We start from the raw sequence: 18,245 nt of genomic DNA, 5'->3' as shown, positions 1-18,245 counted from the left end.
TATGCACAAATCATGCATAAAAGGCTAATAAAGCGCGCGGTTTTTTGTTAAAATCGGGCGTTTTTATCATTTGACGATAATTTGTTGCGAAAATCCCATGTAAAGGGGCGCAATTACCTAGCCATTTTGGAGTGATGTACATGTTTGAAGTGAATCCTGTGATTAACCAAATCAAGGCAATTCGCGAACGTACTGAATTGCTTCGGGGGTACCTTTGACTACGCTCTTAAACAAGAACGCCTAGAAGAAGTTAACGCCGAACTTGAAGATTCAGCCGTATGGAATGAGCCTGAACGCGCACAAGCGCTTGGCCGTGAAAAATCAGCATTAGAGGCTGTTGTTGAAACAATCGACAACCTTGTAGCCGGTACTGACGACGTTGAAGGTCTACTTGAACTTGCTGTAGAAGCCGAAGATCAAGATACCTTTGATGAAGCACAAAGCGAACTTAGCGATCTAAACGAGCAGTTAGAAGGTTTAGAGTTTCGTCGTATGTTTTCAGGTCCTCATGACTCAAACGATGCGTACCTTGATTTACAATCGGGTTCTGGCGGCACTGAAGCACAAGACTGGTGTAACATTCTACTTCGTATGTATTTACGTTGGGGCGAGGCTAAAGGCTTTAAAGTTGAGCTAGTTGAAGCAACCGACGGTGATGTTGCCGGTATTAAAGGCGCAACAGTTCGCTTTGTTGGCGAATACGCTTACGGTTGGTTACGTACAGAAACAGGCGTTCACCGTTTAGTGCGTAAAAGCCCGTTTGACTCAAGTGGTCGTCGTCATACCTCATTTGCTTCTGCGTTTGTATACCCAGAGATTGACGATAATATTGAAATTGATATTAATCCGTCAGACCTACGTATAGACGTTTACCGTGCATCAGGCGCTGGTGGTCAGCACGTTAACACCACCGAATCGGCAGTTCGTATTACTCACGTACCAACAAATACCGTAGTGCAGTGTCAAAACGAGCGTTCACAGCATAAAAATAAAGCCCAAGCGATGAAGCAATTAAAAGCTAAATTATTTGAGCTTGAGCTACAGCAGCAAAATGCTGAAAAACAAACGCAAGAAGACGCTAAATCTGATATAGGTTGGGGTAGCCAAATACGTTCATACGTACTTGATGACGCACGTATTAAAGATTTACGCACAGGCGTTGAAAACCGCAATACCCAATCGGTACTTGACGGTAACTTAGATAAATTTATTGAAGCCAGCCTTAAATCTGGCCTATAACCACCAAGCTAATAAAGAGCTAAAAAATGACTGATAAAATCCAAGACGAAAACAAGTTAATCGCTGAGCGTCGTGGCAAGTTAGACGCGATACGCGAAAATTGCCCAGCCAACGGTCATCCAAACCAATTCCGTCGTGAGCATTACACGGCTGATTTGCAAGCCCAGTTTGGTGATAAGAGCAAAGAAGAATTAGTTGAACTACAAGAAGTTGTGTCTATTGCTGGACGTATTTTAGCAAAGCGTGGACCGTTTTTTGTAATTCAAGACATGAAAGGTCGCGTACAAGCGTATGCATCTAAAGATGTTCAAAAAGACCTTAAAGAAAAATATGGTCAGCTAGACACTGGCGATATTATAGGTGTTAAAGGCGCGTTAAATAAATCGGGTAAAGGCGATTTATACGTAGAAATGACTGAGTATCAATTACTAACTAAGTCACTTCGCCCGTTACCTGAAAAATTCCATGGCTTATCAGATCAAGAAACAAAGTACCGCCAACGTTATGTTGACTTAATTACTAACGAAGCAACGCGCGAAACATTCCGCATTCGCTCACAAGTAGTTGAAGGTATTCGTCGCTTTTTAGCAGACCGTGACTTTATGGAAGTAGAAACACCTATGCTACAGGTTATACCTGGTGGTGCATCTGCGCGTCCGTTTGTGACTCACCATAACGCGCTTGATATCGACATGTACCTACGTATAGCGCCAGAGCTTTACTTAAAGCGCTTAGTGGTAGGTGGTTTTGATCGTGTATTTGAAATTAACCGTAACTTCCGTAACGAAGGGTTATCTACACGCCACAACCCAGAATTTACAATGATTGAATTTTACCAAGCATACGCTGATTACATCGACCTGATGAACATTACCGAAGACATGCTACGTACTGTTGCAGAAAACGTACTAGGTAGTGCAATTGTAGTTAATACAACTAAGGACGAAAACGGCGAAGTTATCGATTCAGTTGAATACGACTTTGGCCAACCGTTTACACGTTTAAGTATGGCGGATGCTATCTTAAAATATAACCCTGAGTTTGATGCTGCGGTATTTAACGACCCAGAAAACCATTTTGAAGAGTTAAAAGCGTACGCTAAACAAGTGCACGTTAAAATTCCTGAAAACTGTGTTTGGGGTCCAGGTAAGTTTCTTTGTGAAATATTTGAAGAAACAGCAGAGCACATGCTTATTCAACCTACGTTTATTACTGGTTACCCGTGGGAAGTATCACCACTTGCACGCCGTAACGACGAAAACCCATTTGTTACCGACCGTTTTGAGTTTTTTGTTGGCGGTCGTGAACTTGCAAATGGTTTCTCTGAGCTTAACGATGCACAGGACCAAGCTGAGCGCTTTACTCGTCAAGTTGAAGAGAAAGACGCAGGCGATGATGAAGCAATGCACTACGACGAAGACTACATACGCGCACTAGAGTACGGCTTACCGCCAACGGCTGGTGAAGGTATTGGTATTGACCGTTTAGTTATGTTGTTTACTGATTCATCAACAATTAAAGACGTTATTTTGTTCCCGCATATGCGTCCACAAGCTGACTAATCTTTAGTAGAACAAAGTAAGTTAATAAACGCCGCTTAATAGCGGCGTTTTTTTTACTTATAATTAGTGTTTTAATTAATAAGTACTACACTAAAAATTAAAGGTAATTATTAGTGCTGATTAATGTGCAATTCAGCTTTACTAACTTATTGTTACTGGAAGTTTTTAATATTAAAACTAACAGTGCTATAACTTTTTAGTATGATTGTTTTTTAAACATATGTTGTGTTTGTACAAAGGTTTTAGCTAGAATACGCACGAAATTTACACTGCTGGTATTTAGCAGTTAAATATAGATTCTTAAAGGACTTAGAATAATAGTATGAAAGACAAACGAGTAGATGATTTATCAGAAGAATGCACATCAGAGCAAGAACGAAACGCTTACTACCGTGCTTGTATCGCTGAATTTCAACAATTAGGTTACCAAGAACAGTATTTGGCTCAGTTAACTGATGACTTAGTTCCCGTGCTAGGTGTTAATCCTTCAAATAAAAATACGTAACCCGCTTAAATTTCAAACTAATTACACTTTTAAACCAAGCATATGTGCAATCTATAACCATATAGTCGTTTTTGGTAGAAAAGTGTTTGACATATTTTCTGAAATCTTTATTATACGCCCCACAAGACGGAGAGGTGTCCGAGTGGCCGAAGGAGCTCCCCTGCTAAGGGAGTATAGAGTTTGTAGCTCTATCGAGGGTTCGAATCCCTCCCTCTCCACCATTTCTTTTAATGGCGTGTTTTGTAAAATTTTAAAGTATGGGTGCATAGCTCAGCTGGATAGAGTACTCGGCTACGAACCGAGCGGTCGGAGGTTCGAATCCTCCTGCGCCCACCATACTTTAATAACTCGCTTAGAGTCTAAATAAGCAAACTATAAAGTGGGTGCATAGCTCAGCTGGATAGAGTACTCGGCTACGAACCGAGCGGTCGGAGGTTCGAATCCTCCTGCGCCCACCACTTTATAAACTCTACTTAGAGTATAAATAAGTAAAACTCTCACTTAGAGTAAAAACAAGTAATAGTAAAAATGAAAGTGGGTGCATAGCTCAGCTGGATAGAGTACTCGGCTACGAACCGAGCGGTCGGAGGTTCGAATCCTCCTGCGCCCACCACTTTCATGTTTTCATACACTTTTAAGTGTAAGAAAAATAAGCCGATGGAAATCGGTTTTTTTTATGCCTGAATTAATACGCTCTGCTTAGAGTTTAAATAAGCAATCTATGAAAGTGGGTGCATAGCTCAGCTGGATAGAGTACTCGGCTACGAACCGAGCGGTCGGAGGTTCGAATCCTCCTGCGCCCACCACTTTCATAAACAAGCCGACATTAAGTCGGTTTTTTTGTGCCTAAAATAAAGTGAAGTGAAGTGTAGGTTTAGGTGAATTGAGAACCAAGCAGTCGGAGGTTCACTCTTACAAGATACGTCCTGCGCCGACCACTTTCATACATAAGCCGACACTAAGTCGTTTTTTTTGTGCCTGAAATAAATTAAAGCGTGGATGTGGATAGAGTAACCTACTGCGAACAAAGCAGTCGGAGGTTCACTCTTGCAAGATACGTCCTGCACCCACCACTTTCTATTACTAATAAAGTTAATAGAAAAGAAACCGATGAAAGTCGGTTTTTTTGTGCCTGAAGTTTGAGAAAGTCTTCAGCTATCAGTTAAACCGAACTAAACACCACAGTTAAAATTCCAAGTAGACGTAGAGCTTGCTTACGTTAAAAGCGTCGCTTTTGATTTATAATGTTTTAATCACTTCTCTAAAAGCGCAGCGCCTCTTAACCTCTTTGTGAATAACGCCCTTAAAAACTAAAATGCACAAAGAAAAGTGAAAGAGGGGTAAATGAGAAGTTCAAAATCACCATTTAAAAGCCTGTAAGCTACGGTCTATAAATAATATCACCGCAACTTTTTATGTAGACGTAGGGCTTGCTTACGTTAGAAGCGCAGCTTCTGATTTATAATGTTTTAATCACTTCTCTAAAAGCGCAGCGCCTCTTAACCTCTTTGTGAATAACGCCCTTAAAAACTAAAATGCACAAAGAAAAGTGAAAGAGGAGTAAATGAGAAGTCCAAAATCACCATGAGTATTTAAACGCCTTTAAGCTACGATCTACAAATAATACCACCGCCAACTTTTCAATGTAGACGAAGAGCTTACTCACGTAGAAGTGCCGCTTCTTCTAGCTACGAATCAGACGGTCATAGGTTCACTCTTACAAGATACGTCCTGCGCTTAGCATTTCTATTACTAATTAGGTTAATAGAAAATAAACCGATGAAAGTCGGTTTTTTATTCAAAGTAAACTGTAAAATAAGGCGTAAGTTCGCTTTGAGTTCATAAAATTGAAGGTCTACTGTTTAAAAACTCTAATCCAATACGTTCTAATATCGGCTTGTATTATATCTAACTCGCTTTGGCGTATTTGACTAGTATTCAAAAAAGACCCTATGGATACTGTGAAGCTGTTACATAAAAGTTACAAAATTAACGTTCACACACATCAAAAGGTCGAACATGCACACAATAAATAAAACAGCATTATCAATAGCCGTTGCATTGGCTTGCTCAATGCCACTTCATGCTCAAGAGGCTTCCACTGAAGAAATACAAACACCAGAGAAAAAAGCTAGCTCGTTAGAAATTATTTCTGTAACAGCAACTAAACGTAAAACTAGACTTATGGAAACCCCAGTTGCCATTACGGCATTGACTGAAGCAGAGCTAAGACAAAATGGGGTTAACAGCGTTAAAGATATAGCTAACCTAGTGCCAGGGTTAGATATCTCCACAGCGACGGATCAATCAGCACCAGTTATCTCGATGCGTGGCGTACGTTCTACTAATATTACCGAGCTTGGCGACCCTGCTGTTGGTGTGCACCTTGATAGTGTTTATTCACCAAGAATGCAAGGAGCACTAGCTCTGATGTATGACATTGAACGAGTTGAGGCATTAAGGGGCCCACAAGGAACGTTATTTGGCCGAAATTCAACAGTTGGTAGCATAAATGTTATTTCAGCAAAGCCTGAATTCACTCATTTATATGGCAATGTGAATGTTGAAGCAGGTAAATACAACAGCAAAAATATTGGTGGTGTAATCAATATTCCAATTAATGACGAATTTGCAGTACGGTTTTCTGGCAAAGGTCTAAAACGCGACTCTTATCTCGAAGGTTACTACGATCCCAACCAATATGACTCAAGACGATTAAGCGACGATATACTCAATGCTCCAGTTATATCCGAGGATTCTTATCAAGGTATTGGTCAAACTGTCACGCAGCGAGAAAACTGGTGGATAGATGGCGCAGGAACTGATCCAGAGGCGCAAAAAGTTCGCCAATTAACACCCGCTGAAAAAGATGACTTTTATAACAATGCTAATGAATACTCTTTTAGAATTAGTACACTTTGGGAGCCGTTAGATGGCAGCTTTTCAAATCATACCGTTTTTCAAAAGTATGTTAATAACAGTAATAACAATCTCGATTTAGTTAACTGCGATAAAATTCGTGGTAGAAGTGCTGAGTTGGGTGGCGATTGCACAAACTTTTTACCCAGTGATAATACATATCAAGCTGTTGTGAATGTGCCTGGTAAGCTTAATTTAGATATCACCTATCTTAGAAATACCCTTAACTACGATATAAATGATGAATATTCGCTTGTGTGGCTACTTGGCTATGAGGATATGGAACGCTCTTCAGCACAAGATAGCGAAGTCGGCCTCGATCCTTGGGATGGGGCAACGTACTTTTTAGATGGCACTGGCGCTAAATCATTTTCTACAGAAGTGCAATTACAATCTGACGAATACGGCGATTTTATTTGGATTGTCGGTGCTAACTATTTCCACGAAAAAACCACGACCTTAGGTTATTACGATAACCCGATGGATGATAAAGCCTTTTGGGATCAACCTGATCGCTCCACAGATGCATTCGCTTTGTTTGGTCAAGGTACATACAATCTAACTGAAAAATTACATCTAACACTTGGTTATCGTTTTAGTGATGAAACGAAAGAAGATAAAGGGGGTAAAACATATCGCTGTTCTAATGCCGATGGCTGCGCCGTAGGTTGGTTAAATAGAACTGATCTAAATAATTTGCCAGTTGATTACTACGAAGATCCTTCAATTTATGCATCATATTTTGCAAACGATAATAAAGGAAGTTGGCAGCATCATGATTTTCGTGTTGGTTTAGACTACGACATCTCACCTGAAACTATGATTTATACCTACCTTGCCAGTGGTTTTAAAGCCGGCGGAATTGGTGATGTATATGAGGTCGTAAATGACAGAACCGGTGACGTTACACGCTTTGAAACTAAGTTTGATCCAGAAGAAGTACTTACATGGGAGCTTGGCGCTAAATCGAGCTTTTTTGATAATTCATTAAACCTAAAAGCCGCATTTTTCTACACAGATTACACCGACATGCAATACGCATCAGTGGGCTCAATCGGTAACGTAGAGCGTTTATCTGTGGTAGAAGATGAAGATGGTTCTCCCGTTTTAGATGGAAATGGCGAGCCAGTACTCGATTTTCAAAACAAGCCAGTTATAGCTTATTACACACAAAATGTTCCTAGTTCAACAATCAAAGGTATTGAGCTTGAGTTTGATTGGAAGCCTTACCCAAGCGGGCGTATCACCGGTTATGTAACCTGGACTGATGCTAAAGTGACGGACGATTGGAATACTAAATGGGATTACGATGCTGAGTATCTTTTTGATATTTCTTATGAGGAATCAAAAAACCCTGAAAATACACTGCTATCAACCAACCTTAAAGGTAATAACCTAGCGATGACGCCTAAGTTCACGGCGAACATCAGCTACACACATACGTTTGATTTAGGTGAATATGGTTTTATTCATAGCTGGCTTAATGCGAGCTGGAAAGATGAGTCGTACTCAACAGTATGGAATGTTGATAAACACTTAGATGATATGGACTTTAGCGTATCGGACGAGGCGACAAAATACATTGACGATAGCCGCGATGCGTTTGCCGTATTCAATGCCTCAATCAAGTATGAACCGCAAGGACAAAATTGGTTCGCAGAAGCATTTGTAAATAATGCCTCTGATGAAACGATTCAGTATTGGAACAACACCAGTAAAGGCATTCCTAAAGGCAGCTTTGGCATGCCAAGGTATTACGGTGTAAGAGCTGGTTTTTCATTTTAGATAACCTCACCAAATTACGTCTGTCACAGTAATTATACACTGTGGTAGGCGTGCAATTTAAATAAGGATCAATAATGAAAACTAAGCTTATTAGCACCTTGGTGAGTGGTATTTTATTTATCTCGCCGTGTACATATGCCAATTATTTTAAAGATAATTTTTCGTGGGGTTATGACACATCGATTTGGAATGCGCGAAGTGGCGATAATGGCTCGCCCTTTGGCTGTGAATTTGCCCCTGGAATGATTAACCCAAGTCAACAGGGGATCACGCTTTCATTATCACAAGGCGCATGTGCTGAGCTGCAAAGTAATAATTTTTATGGCTTTGGTAAGGTACAAGGCAGTGTTAAGTCAGGAAATACGCAAGGCACTGTGTCTTCTATTTTTACTTACACATCGTGGTGGGACTCCCCCGGCAGAGCATGGCAAGAGATAGATATTGAGCTTTTACCCTCTCTTGGAAACGTTGTTCATACCAATGTGATTTACCAGCCGCAAGGTGGTACTTATCAAAGCTGGGAAAAGGACATCGACCTAAGTCAGTTTGGGCTTGATTACAGAGAAAATTTATTAACCATCGGTTTTGATTGGTCTAGCAACTCGATTCGTTGGTACCTCTACGACGCTCAAGGAAATGAGCAAACAATTAGGGTGGTATACAAAGACAATGGAGACAAAGTGCTAGCTAGCAACGAGATCCCTGCTTATGCATGGCCTATAGATAATACAAAAATAATGATCAACCAATGGAATGGTGATAACTCAACCGAAGGCAATTACTTTCCTGGTCAATACTATGGCAGTCCGTCGTGGGCCTATTATGATTTTATTGAATATATTCCAAATTAAATCAATCGCTTCATGTTTTTTAAAACGATATTTTTACTCGAAGGTTTTTAATGTTTCAGATCAAAAATTCTAAATTATTACGTTGCCTATTTTCGTTAGTTGCCGCGTTAACATGTCAGTATTCATATAGTGCTGAAAATGTGCAGGTAAAATGGCCGAATGTGAACACTAAGCTCAAACGCGATCCCGCTGTAGAAGCGCAAATTGAACAGCTGCTCGCAAAGATGACCATAGAGCAAAAAGTAGCACAAATGATTCAGCCCGAAATTGGTTACTTAAGTGTTGAGCAAATGCGTAAATATGGGTTTGGTTCATACCTCAATGGTGGTAATACAGCGCCCTATGGCGACAAACGCGCTGTTCAGGCCACATGGTTAAAATATGCGGATGAAATGTACCTAGCATCAATGGACTCAACGAAAGACGGTATTGCAATACCGACTATTTGGGGAACCGATGCCATGCATGGGCATAGCAATGTTTATGGCGCTACGTTATTTCCGCACAATATTGGCTTAGGAGCTGCGCATGATGCCGATTTAATTAAACGCATAGGCCAAGCAACAGCGAAAGAAGTGTCAGCCACTGGGATTGAATGGAGTTTTGCTCCTACTGTCGCTGTAGTCAGAGATGATCGCTGGGGCAGAACCTATGAAAGTTACTCAGAAGACCCTGAATTAGTTAGGCTGTATGCAGGTAGTATGGTGACAGGTATTCAAGGTGATATAGGCGCTGACTTTTTAAAAGGCAGTAACCGTATTGCCACCGCAAAACATTTTGTGGGCGATGGTGGCACTGAGCGAGGCGTTGATCGCGGAAATACGCTTATCGATGAAAAAGGATTAAGAGATATTCATAGCGCAGGTTACTTTTCGGCTATTAATGAAGGTGTGCAATCAGTGATGGCATCCTTTAATAGTTGGAATGGCAAACGTGTGCATGGCGATAAACACTTATTAACGGATGTACTTAAAAACCAACTTGGTTTTGATGGGTTTGTAGTCAGTGATTGGAATGCTCACAAGTTTGTAGAAGGCTGCGATTTAGAGCAATGTGCGCAAGCAATTAACGCCGGCGTTGATGTGATTATGGTACCAGAGCATTTTGAAGCGTTTTATCATAATACTGTTAAGCAAGTGAAAGACGGTGTAATAGCCGAATCAAGAATTAACGATGCCGTTAGACGTTTTTTAAGGGCTAAAATCCGCTGGGGTGTTTTTGTTAAAGGAAAGCCATCTTCACGACCTGAATCACAACACTCACAGTGGTTAGGTGCCTCCCAGCATCGTACGTTAGCAAGAGAAGCGGTTCGTAAGTCACTCGTTCTATTAAAAAACAACGAAAACGTGCTGCCAATCAAAGCGAGTAGCCGCATCTTAGTTGCCGGCAAAGGCGCGAATGCAATTAATATGCAAGCGGGTGGCTGGAGTGTTTCTTGGCAGGGCACAGACAATACCAATAGTGACTTTCCTAATGCGACCTCTATTTATGCAGGTTTAAAGTCGCAAGTATTAAAAGCAGGCGGTGAAATAAGCTTAAGTGAGTCTGGTGAATATAAAACCAAGCCAGATGTAGCCATTGTTGTTATTGGTGAAGAGCCTTATGCTGAGTGGTTTGGTGATATAGAAATGCTAGAGTTTCAGGATGAAAGCAAACATGCCCTTGCACTGCTGAAAAAACTTAAGGCAGACAATATTCCGGTAGTTACCGTATTTTTAAGTGGTCGCCCGCTTTGGGTCAGTAAAGAGCTCAATGCATCGGATGCCTTTGTTGCTGCATGGTTACCAGGCTCTGAGGGTGAGGGGGTTGCAGACGTATTATTAACAGATAAAAACGGTAACAGCCAGTTTGATTTTACCGGTAAGTTGAGTTTTTCGTGGCCTAAATACGACAATCAATTCAGCCTTAACTTAGGGGATGTAGATTACGACCCGCTCTTTGCCTACGGCTACGGGCTAACTTATCATGACGCAATAAATATGCCTATTGTGAGTGAAGCAACGAGCCCTAAAAAAATCGTTAAAAGCGATGCACATCCACTGTTTGTAAAAAGTTTAGCTAAAAATGTCACATGGGCGTTGGCCGATACAACAGCAAAGGTTTTAACTAGTGGTTCATCGGCCACCAGTGGCGATAAAAAAAGTTTGTTAATGCAATCGGTTAATTTATCGTATCAAGAGGATGCAAGGCAGTTTAAGTGGCAATCTCAATCCTCAGATGCAACGCTTAGCCTAAGTTACTTAAAACCTACGCTACTCGAACGCAAATTTAAATCAGGTTACCTTGAGCTAAAAATGCGATTAGATAAAGCTCCAGAGCAAGGTGCACAGTTACAAGTAATGTGTAATTTAGATAACTGTTTAAGAAGTATTGATTTTTCATCGTTTGAAAAAACAATGGCAGATAAGCGCTGGCATACTTTATCAATCGCACTCAATTGCGCCGATAGCGAACTGATTGAACAAACCATGTCAGATGTAATTCGTATTTCAGCTCAGCGTTTAAGTTTAGCAGTTGCAGATATCGCGTTGACTGCAAAACCTAATAATGACGCATTATCAATCACGTGCTCAAAATAAATAAGGCAAAGGCAGTTGATAATAAGTAAGCTATTCAACTGCCTTTAAAGTTGGACGTATTAATTTGAATTCCAAAAATCCCAGAAGTCATCTTTTCTGGTTGTTTCAGAGCTGCGGTTGGATTGTGTATGCAATGTTGACCGAGCTAATGATAAAAATACCAAGCGACGAGCCATGGTCGATACACATTCCGCATTTAATTATTGATGTAGCGTGTGGCTTTTTAATCACCTTACTTTTAAGAAGGGCTTATAACTGCTCAAATAGGCAAGGGATTAAAGTTAAAATAGCACTGCATCTGGTGCTGCTGTTAACTGCCACATTCATTTGGACACAAATTAAATGGGCGTCTTTGCAGTGGTTATATGGCAATTGGTGGCTTTCAATGACATGGTTTGACTTTGGTACATGGACGTCTGCATCGTTAACTATGCTCTCAACGTGGACTGCTTTTTATTACGGGATCAAAATATATCTCGACAATTTAGAGCAAACTCAAAAAGCCGCTGAAGCGACACACCTAGCGAAAGAGTCACAGCTAAAAATGCTTCGATATCAGCTTAATCCGCATTTTATGTTTAACAGCATTAATGCTATTTGCACCTTAATCTTAAAAAAAGAAAGTTTGCAGGCAGTTAATATGCTCGAAAAGCTTTGTGATCTACTGCGCCATAGCTTATATACCGATCCACTTGAAAAAGTAGCGATTAAAGAAGAAATTACCATATTAAAAACCTACTTAGATATAGAGCAATGTCGATTTGCCGACCGGTTAGAGGTTAATATTAGCGTTGATGAACCATGCAACGATTTATTAATACCTTCTTTATTAATTCAACCATTGGTAGAAAACGCGTTAAAACATGGTATGCGAGCAGATCAAAAAATGGTGATCACAATTAATGTTGAAAAAACAAAATCCGCATTGCTCATTAAAGTTGCAGATACTGGTAAAGGGTTTGACGACAATAAAAAATCTAAAAGGGGCATTGGCTTGGCTAATTGCGAGCAACGCTTAAAATTAATGTATGGAAATAGTCATCGCATTGAAAAAGGCAATGCCAAATCAGGCGGCGCATGGCTTTGTATTTCTCTTCCTATTAATGGTTTGCAATAATGATTCAATTAAAAACATTACTTGTTGATGATGAATACAGCGCTATTGAAGGCTTGCGTATTCGTTTAGAAGCCTTTGCTGAAATTGAAGTGATTGGCAGTGCACAAAGTGTTGATGAAGCTATTAACGTACTTAACAAACATGACTTTGATTTAGTTTTTCTAGATATAGAAATGCCAACAAAATCAGGCTTTTAACTAATTAAACATTTTCAACCAGAAAGCTGCCCAGCGGTTATTTTTGTTACTGCGTTTCACCAGCATGCCGTTAAAGCATTTGAGGTAAGAGCCCTTGACTACTTACTCAAGCCCGTTAAATTAGCTCGCCTATCAGAAGCCATAGAAAGAGTAGTAAAAACAGAGCAACTCCACAGAAAAAACACATTGATTGAAGTACACCAATCGCTGATAGAAAACGAGCATCAAGAATTAGAAAGCTCAAAAAACTCAGAGTATAAATTTGAAGCCGAAAACTTGGTCATCCAAGATGCTAAAAACCCAATTCAAATAATTCCGTTTAAAGATATTTTATGGATTGATGCCGCAGGCGATTATATGTGTGTTCATACACTGGCTGAAACCCATGTAATGCGAGCGCGTTTAAAAGATCTTGAAAAAAATACCCTGCCAGAAGACTTCTTACGCATACATAAATCAACGATTGTTAATTTAAGCCACATTAAACAGCTCAACCCATTACGTAATTCTGAATATATGGCGGTGTTAGATAACGAAAAAACACTCAAGGTAAGTAGAACGTACAGTAAAAACTTAAAGAGCTTAATAAAACAATAACGGTGGTTTTTTAGTTACACCATCGTCAACATTATCAATGTGGACGTAGTGCTTACTCACGTTAGAAACACAGTTTCTCATTGCTAAAACCTAAAACCTAAAACCTAAAACCTAAAACCTAAAACCTAAAACCTGCGCGAGGTAAACTCCCGCCAACAATATAAAAATTGCGCTTGCAAAAGGCTCGGTGTTTTATTTTTATTACCTGACCGCTGACCGCTGACCGCTGACCGCTGACCGCTGACCGCTGACCGCTGACCGCTGACCGCTGACCGCTGACCGCTGACCGCTGACCGCTGACCGCTGACCGCTGACCGCTGACCGCTGACCGCTGACCGCTGACCGCTGACCGCTAATTCTTAAAACCTGAGCTGCTCTTTAAACTTAGCTATGTTATTTTAAACGCCTTGTTTAAAAGGATATTGCAGTATGTTTAAAACCCTATTTATTACTTTATTTTTTATTTTTAGCGCCATTTTTATTGCAAGCGTGCACGCCCACGAAGTTAATAACTCACTTGTAGTAGGTGCGCAACAATATGCTAAATATTTACCGCAGTTAAAAAATAAACGTGTAGGGCTAGTCGTTAATCAAACATCAATGGTGGGGCAAACTCACTTAGTAGATGCGCTGCTGACTAAAAATATTAATATAACTAAAATTTTTGCACCTGAGCATGGCTTTCGTGGCGATCACGATGCGGGCGCCCATGTGAAAAATGCCGTTGATGGTAAAACAGGTATTCCACTTATTTCTATTTACGGTAAAAATAAAAAACCAAGCCAAGCTGCTTTAGCCGATGTTGATGTGATTATTTTTGACATTCAAGATGTGGGAGTGCGTTTTTATACCTACATAAGCTCTATGCACTACATGATGGAAGCCGCTGCAGAGCAGGGGATAGAATTTTTAGTGCTCGACAGGCCCAACCCAAATATTGCCTACGTTGATGGGCCAATATTAGAGCCAGAATTTAAATCGTTTGTAGGAATGCACCCAATTCCTGTTTTACACGGCATGACCGTTGGCGAACTTGCCAAAATGATCAAGGGCGAGGGCTGGATCAATAAAGCGCCCGATTTAAAATTAACAGTGATCCCTGTTGATCATTACACTCGCAAAAGTACATACAGCTTGCCTGTAAAACCCAGCCCTAACTTACCTAACGATCAAGTCATTGCGCTTTACCCATCACTTTGCTTTTTTGAGGCAACGCCTATTAGCATTGGTAGAGGCACCGACTTTGCATTTCAAGTAATTGGCTATTCGCCAGTAGCATTAGGTGATTTTAATTTTACACCGCGCGCAATTAAAGGCGCTGCTTTAAACCCTAAATTTAAAAACCAAACCGTGCAAGGGCTCGATTTAAGACAAGCAAATATTACAGGTTTAAATTTAACTTACTTAATAAATGCGTACACGGAGCTTAGTAAAAATAACATCTCGTTTTTTGAGCGTGCTGACTTTATGGATAAGCTAGCGGGTACTAATAAATTGCGCTTAGCTATTGAAGCAGGGCAATCAGAAGCGCAAATAAAACAAAGCTGGCAGGCGGGACTTGCACAATTTAAAGCGCAAAGAGCGCCTTACTTGTTATATAAATAAGGGCTAAGCATGTTTATTGCTTTAAAAAATCAAAGGTATGGTTATATCAAACAAGCATTTATAGTGGCATTGAGCTTTATTATTGTGGGTTGTAGTACACCACCTGAGCCTATTAGCTCGGTGCTACCACTTACAAAAAGCCAGCTTGTAGAGCTGCCTAATGCACAAGTGGTTGTAACGTTTCCTGAGGTAAATCCAAGTAGCCGGTTTTATGTAAATAACCGAGGAACGTTTAAAGCTTACAAAGGGCGCGGGCAATTATTAATACAAAACCATAACGCACAAAGCGCCGATATTTACATTAATAATCAAAAGCTCGACGTTAGCCAACTGAGCGCCAACACTCTATACAATTACAGTTTGGCAAAAAATACTCACAACGGTGTTAATACCTTTAAAGTTGAAAATATTCTCCCTGTTGGCGCAAGTTTAACGCTGCGTTTTGCATTTCCTACTTTAGGCGACGAGCCAATAAAGCTCGTAGATTTTAGTGAAGTAGATACATTAATTGAACGCGATGTAAAAGCGGGTTTTCCTGGGGCTGTGTTGGCCGTTGTTAAAAACGGCGAGCTAATAAAATTAACCGCCTATGGCGATGCAAAACAATATCAGCAAAGTGACTTAATGCTACTTCGTCCAGAGCCAATGCAAACTAATACCTTGTTTGATTTGGCCTCAAACACCAAAATATTTGCCACCAACTTTGCACTTATGAAATTAGTAAGCGAAGGGCTATTAAATATTAATAAACCCGTGCAAAGCTACCTAAGCGAGTATAAAGGCGAAGGGCGAGTACAACGTACAGTAAAAGAGTTACTCACTCACAGCGCCGGATACCCGCCAGTATTTGACTTCCATCGCAAAGATGGCAGCTATGGCGACGCGTTTTATTCGCAAAACAGTAAAACCACTAAGCAGCTATTACTTACCAGCGTGCCTTTTAGCAGTAAATCATCTGGGCAGCATGTTTACTCAGATATTGATTACATGATTTTAGGCGTACTCATTGAGCGCATTACAGGGCAGCCTCTTGACGAATACCTAGAGCAGCAAGTGTATGCGCCACTAAAATTAACTAACACGTTATTTAATCCACTTAAAAAAGGCTTTAAGCCGCAGCAATTTGCAGCCACTGAGCTTAGCGGCAACACACGAGACGGGCGTATTAAGTTTGATAATGTTCGCACCACTGTTTTACAAGGCCAAGTGCATGACGAGCGCGCTTATTACTCACTTGATGGCGTAGCAGGGCATGCGGGGCTATTTAGTAACGCCCACGACTTAGCTGTGCTTTGCCAGCTATTATTAAATAATGGTGGCTACGGCGACCAACAATTATTTAGTGCAAGCGCTTTAGCCCAGTTTTTAACGCCGCAATCAAGCGATGAAACCTACGGGCTTGGCTTTAGGCTTGCCGGTAATAACCAAGCAAGGCGTTGGCACTTTGGTCCTTATGCAAGCGCGCAGGCTTATGGCCACACCGGTTGGACAGGCACAGTAACCGTAATAGACCCCGCTTACGACTTGGCTATTGTTTTACTTACTAATGCTCGCCATAGCGCAATTAAAGGCTCGCAAAAACGTTACGAATTTACAGGTAAACAATTTGAAACCGCGCAGTACGGATCGGTGGTGTCGCTTATTTATGAAGCGCTACTAAATCAATAAGCTATCGTATAGGTTAAAACGTACTAACAGCATTACTCTAAGTGATTTATTTACAGGTGACTTGAGTAAGGCAATCCATTAAGCTAAGCGGTTTACAAATCTAAGCCAGTTTATGCTGCTAGGCTTAAAAAATAAGCGATAAAACGCGTACAAAGCGAGAGTGGCTCGCTAATAATTAAGGTTAACTTTTTATGCATTGGTATTCTATTTTACCGCCGCTAATTGCGATTGCTATCGTGTTTTGGCGAAAAGAAGTGATTATGGCGCTACTTGTTGCTGTTGCTTCTTCTGAGTTTTTACTCGCCTTTCAGGGCGAAGGTAATAGCTTGTTTGACACTTTTTTAAATACCATTGAACGTATTATTTCGGTTGCCAGCTCGCCAGGTAATACACGCATATTAATATTTAGTATTTTAATAGGTGCCTTGCTTGCCTACATTCGCGAATCTGGCGGCGTTGCAGCAACTGTTAATATGTTAATGAACAAAGGTATTGCAAAAAGTAAGCGCCAAGTGGGCTTTTTAACCATGTTTACCGGCATTGCGGTGTTTATAGAATCTAACTTGAGCGTACTTACCTCAGGGATTTTATCGCGTGGCTTATTCGACAAATTTAAAATGAGCCGAGCGCGTCTAGCGTACATTATTGACAGCACCAGTGCGCCAGTGTGTATTTTAATACTACTTAACGGCTGGGGCGCATTTGTACTTGGTTTGTTAGGTAACTATGAGCTAGGTGAGTCGGCTGTATCAGTGTTATGGGGCAGCGTAGGGTATAACTTTTACGCAATAATTACCCTTGCCATTGTTTTTTATACCATCGCGTTTGATAAAGTGCACGGCCCAATGAAAGAAGCCGAAGAAAAACTAGAGCTTCAAACAACCGACGTAAAAGATGAAATAAAAGCCTCTAAAGCGCGTTACATGTTAATCCCGCTTATTACGCTAATTACCAGCATGGTTGGTTTTATGTATTACACCGGTAATGGTGTACTTGCCGAGGGTAGCGGTTCTAAATCAGTATTGTACGCAACGGTTTTAGCTATTGTTGTGGCTTACTTTTTAATGATTGGTTCGCGTAAATTTACCCATCATCAGTTAGTTGATACCGGTTTTAAAGGTATGGGCGAATTAGTGCCGCTAGTCGCCATTGTACTGCTTTCGCTTACACTTGGCGCAAGCTTAAAAGAGCTGGGTACTGGCGTATTTGTAGCGTCACTTGTTGGCGACTACTTACCTATTTACTTAATAGTACCGGTGCTGTTTTTAACTGGCGCAGTAATGTCGTTTACTACAGGTACATCGTGGGGCACGTTTGCTATATTAATCCCAATTGGTGTGCCACTTATTCAAGCGCTAGGTTTACCGCCATCGCTTGTTGTAGGTGCTATTTTGGGTGGTGGTATATTTGGCGATCATTGCTCGCCTATATCCGACACTAGCGCTGTATCGGCTATTGCATCGGGGTGTGACTTACTCACCCACGTTAAAACGCAGCTACCGTACGCCTTATTTGGTGGTGGCCTTACATTTTTAGCGTACTTAGTAACAAGCATTATTGTTTTGTAAAATTTGATTATTTAAATACTCAAAAGCCTGCTTATTGCATAACACCGATCAGT

The 18,245-nt window shown here is 40.7% G+C and carries 12 protein-coding genes, 5 tRNA genes and 2 pseudogenes; 17 read left to right on the top strand and 2 right to left on the bottom strand.

Annotation, left to right across the window (positions count from 1 at the left end; translation table 11 throughout):
* Positions 1-140 precede the first annotated feature (140 nt).
* The 14 genes from prfB (at position 141) to RB214_RS14100 (ending at position 13,351) form a co-directional block, all read left to right on the top strand.
* A protein-coding gene (gene prfB / locus RB214_RS14165) for a peptide chain release factor 2 (protein ID WP_309167626.1) occupies positions 141-1,239 on the top strand; the annotation gives its coding sequence in 2 pieces (ribosomal slippage) (positions 141-215 and positions 217-1,239; 1,098 coding nt in all).
* A gap of 26 nt (positions 1,240-1,265) precedes the next feature.
* Positions 1,266-2,801, top strand: a complete 1,536-nt coding sequence (gene lysS, locus RB214_RS14160) for a lysine--tRNA ligase (protein ID WP_002961420.1) — start codon at positions 1,266-1,268, stop codon at positions 2,799-2,801.
* Between the two features lie 322 nt (positions 2,802-3,123).
* The gene (locus RB214_RS14155; protein ID WP_010553261.1) at positions 3,124-3,306 is read left to right on the top strand and encodes a hypothetical protein; all 183 of its coding nucleotides are present in this window, start codon (positions 3,124-3,126) and stop codon (positions 3,304-3,306) included.
* A gap of 128 nt (positions 3,307-3,434) precedes the next feature.
* Positions 3,435-3,527, top strand: a tRNA-Ser gene (locus RB214_RS14150).
* Positions 3,528-3,565: 38 nt separating this feature from the next.
* Positions 3,566-3,642: transfer RNA gene (locus RB214_RS14145), tRNA-Arg, on the top strand.
* A gap of 45 nt (positions 3,643-3,687) precedes the next feature.
* Positions 3,688-3,764 (top strand) — tRNA-Arg (locus tag RB214_RS14140).
* Between the two features lie 78 nt (positions 3,765-3,842).
* A tRNA-Arg gene (locus RB214_RS14135) sits at positions 3,843-3,919 on the top strand.
* A 116-nt stretch (positions 3,920-4,035) separates the two neighbouring features.
* Positions 4,036-4,112: transfer RNA gene (locus tag RB214_RS14130), tRNA-Arg, on the top strand.
* A 1,213-nt stretch (positions 4,113-5,325) separates the two neighbouring features.
* Positions 5,326-8,010, top strand: a complete 2,685-nt coding sequence (locus RB214_RS14125) for a TonB-dependent receptor (RefSeq protein ID WP_024606266.1) — start codon at positions 5,326-5,328, stop codon at positions 8,008-8,010.
* A 74-nt stretch (positions 8,011-8,084) separates the two neighbouring features.
* Positions 8,085-8,861, top strand: a complete 777-nt coding sequence (locus RB214_RS14120) for a family 16 glycosylhydrolase (RefSeq protein ID WP_290193187.1) — start codon at positions 8,085-8,087, stop codon at positions 8,859-8,861.
* A 161-nt stretch (positions 8,862-9,022) separates the two neighbouring features.
* Positions 9,023-11,440: a glycoside hydrolase family 3 N-terminal domain-containing protein gene (locus RB214_RS14115; protein ID WP_375144326.1), complete on the top strand. Its 2,418-nt coding sequence runs from the start codon at positions 9,023-9,025 to the stop codon at positions 11,438-11,440.
* A 148-nt stretch (positions 11,441-11,588) separates the two neighbouring features.
* Positions 11,589-12,557, top strand: a complete 969-nt coding sequence (locus RB214_RS14110) for a histidine kinase (RefSeq protein ID WP_309167624.1) — start codon at positions 11,589-11,591, stop codon at positions 12,555-12,557.
* A complete protein-coding gene (locus RB214_RS14105; RefSeq protein ID WP_309167623.1) occupies positions 12,557-12,754 on the top strand; it encodes a response regulator in 198 nt (65 codons plus the stop codon). The genes RB214_RS14110 and RB214_RS14105 overlap by 1 nt, the downstream gene beginning before the upstream one ends.
* 186 nt (positions 12,755-12,940) lie before the next feature.
* Positions 12,941-13,351, top strand: a complete 411-nt coding sequence (locus RB214_RS14100) for a LytTR family DNA-binding domain-containing protein (RefSeq protein WP_309167622.1) — start codon at positions 12,941-12,943, stop codon at positions 13,349-13,351.
* Positions 13,352-13,469: 118 nt separating this feature from the next.
* Here the strand turns inward: RB214_RS14100 and RB214_RS20475 are convergent.
* Together RB214_RS20475 and RB214_RS20470 are read right to left on the bottom strand one after the other, a co-directional pair.
* Positions 13,470-13,637 (bottom strand): annotated as a pseudogene (locus RB214_RS20475) (hypothetical protein); the annotation flags it as partial.
* Positions 13,622-13,708: pseudogene (locus RB214_RS20470) on the bottom strand (hypothetical protein); the annotation flags it as partial. The pseudogenes RB214_RS20470 and RB214_RS20475, both read right to left, overlap by 16 nt.
* Positions 13,709-13,780: 72 nt before the next feature.
* Between RB214_RS20470 and RB214_RS14095 the strand changes: the two are divergent.
* The 3 genes from RB214_RS14095 to RB214_RS14085 all read left to right on the top strand — a co-directional run bounded on the left by RB214_RS14095 (position 13,781) and on the right by RB214_RS14085 (position 18,192).
* The gene (locus RB214_RS14095) at positions 13,781-14,956 is read left to right on the top strand and encodes a DUF1343 domain-containing protein (protein WP_309167621.1); all 1,176 of its coding nucleotides are present in this window, start codon (positions 13,781-13,783) and stop codon (positions 14,954-14,956) included.
* A 9-nt stretch (positions 14,957-14,965) separates the two neighbouring features.
* Positions 14,966-16,624, top strand: a complete 1,659-nt coding sequence (pbp4b, locus tag RB214_RS14090; RefSeq protein WP_309167620.1) for a penicillin binding protein PBP4B — start codon at positions 14,966-14,968, stop codon at positions 16,622-16,624.
* A gap of 191 nt (positions 16,625-16,815) precedes the next feature.
* A complete protein-coding gene (locus tag RB214_RS14085) occupies positions 16,816-18,192 on the top strand; it encodes a Na+/H+ antiporter NhaC family protein (protein WP_309167619.1) in 1,377 nt (458 codons plus the stop codon).
* Positions 18,193-18,245: the final 53 nt, after the last annotated feature.

It is taken from the genome of Pseudoalteromonas sp. HL-AS1, from assembly GCF_031198785.1.
Lineage (GTDB): Bacteria > Pseudomonadota > Gammaproteobacteria > Enterobacterales > Alteromonadaceae > Pseudoalteromonas > Pseudoalteromonas distincta.
This window is presented reverse-complemented; position numbering and strand designations above follow the sequence as displayed.

Bases quoted from the DNA above. Each gene is read 5' to 3' on its own strand.
- lysS (WP_002961420.1), top strand. From the start codon at position 1,266: ATGACTGATAAAATCCAAGACGAAAACAAGTTAATCGCTGAGCGTCGT.
- RB214_RS14155 (WP_010553261.1), top strand. From the start codon at position 3,124: ATGAAAGACAAACGAGTAGATGATTTATCAGAAGAATGCACATCAGAG.
- RB214_RS14125 (WP_024606266.1), top strand. From the start codon at position 5,326: ATGCACACAATAAATAAAACAGCATTATCAATAGCCGTTGCATTGGCT.
- RB214_RS14120 (WP_290193187.1), top strand. From the start codon at position 8,085: ATGAAAACTAAGCTTATTAGCACCTTGGTGAGTGGTATTTTATTTATC.
- RB214_RS14110 (WP_309167624.1), top strand. From the start codon at position 11,589: ATGATAAAAATACCAAGCGACGAGCCATGGTCGATACACATTCCGCAT.
- RB214_RS14105 (WP_309167623.1), top strand. From the start codon at position 12,557: ATGATTCAATTAAAAACATTACTTGTTGATGATGAATACAGCGCTATT.
- RB214_RS14095 (WP_309167621.1), top strand. From the start codon at position 13,781: ATGTTTAAAACCCTATTTATTACTTTATTTTTTATTTTTAGCGCCATT.
- pbp4b (WP_309167620.1), top strand. From the start codon at position 14,966: ATGTTTATTGCTTTAAAAAATCAAAGGTATGGTTATATCAAACAAGCA.
- RB214_RS14085 (WP_309167619.1), top strand. From the start codon at position 16,816: ATGCATTGGTATTCTATTTTACCGCCGCTAATTGCGATTGCTATCGTG.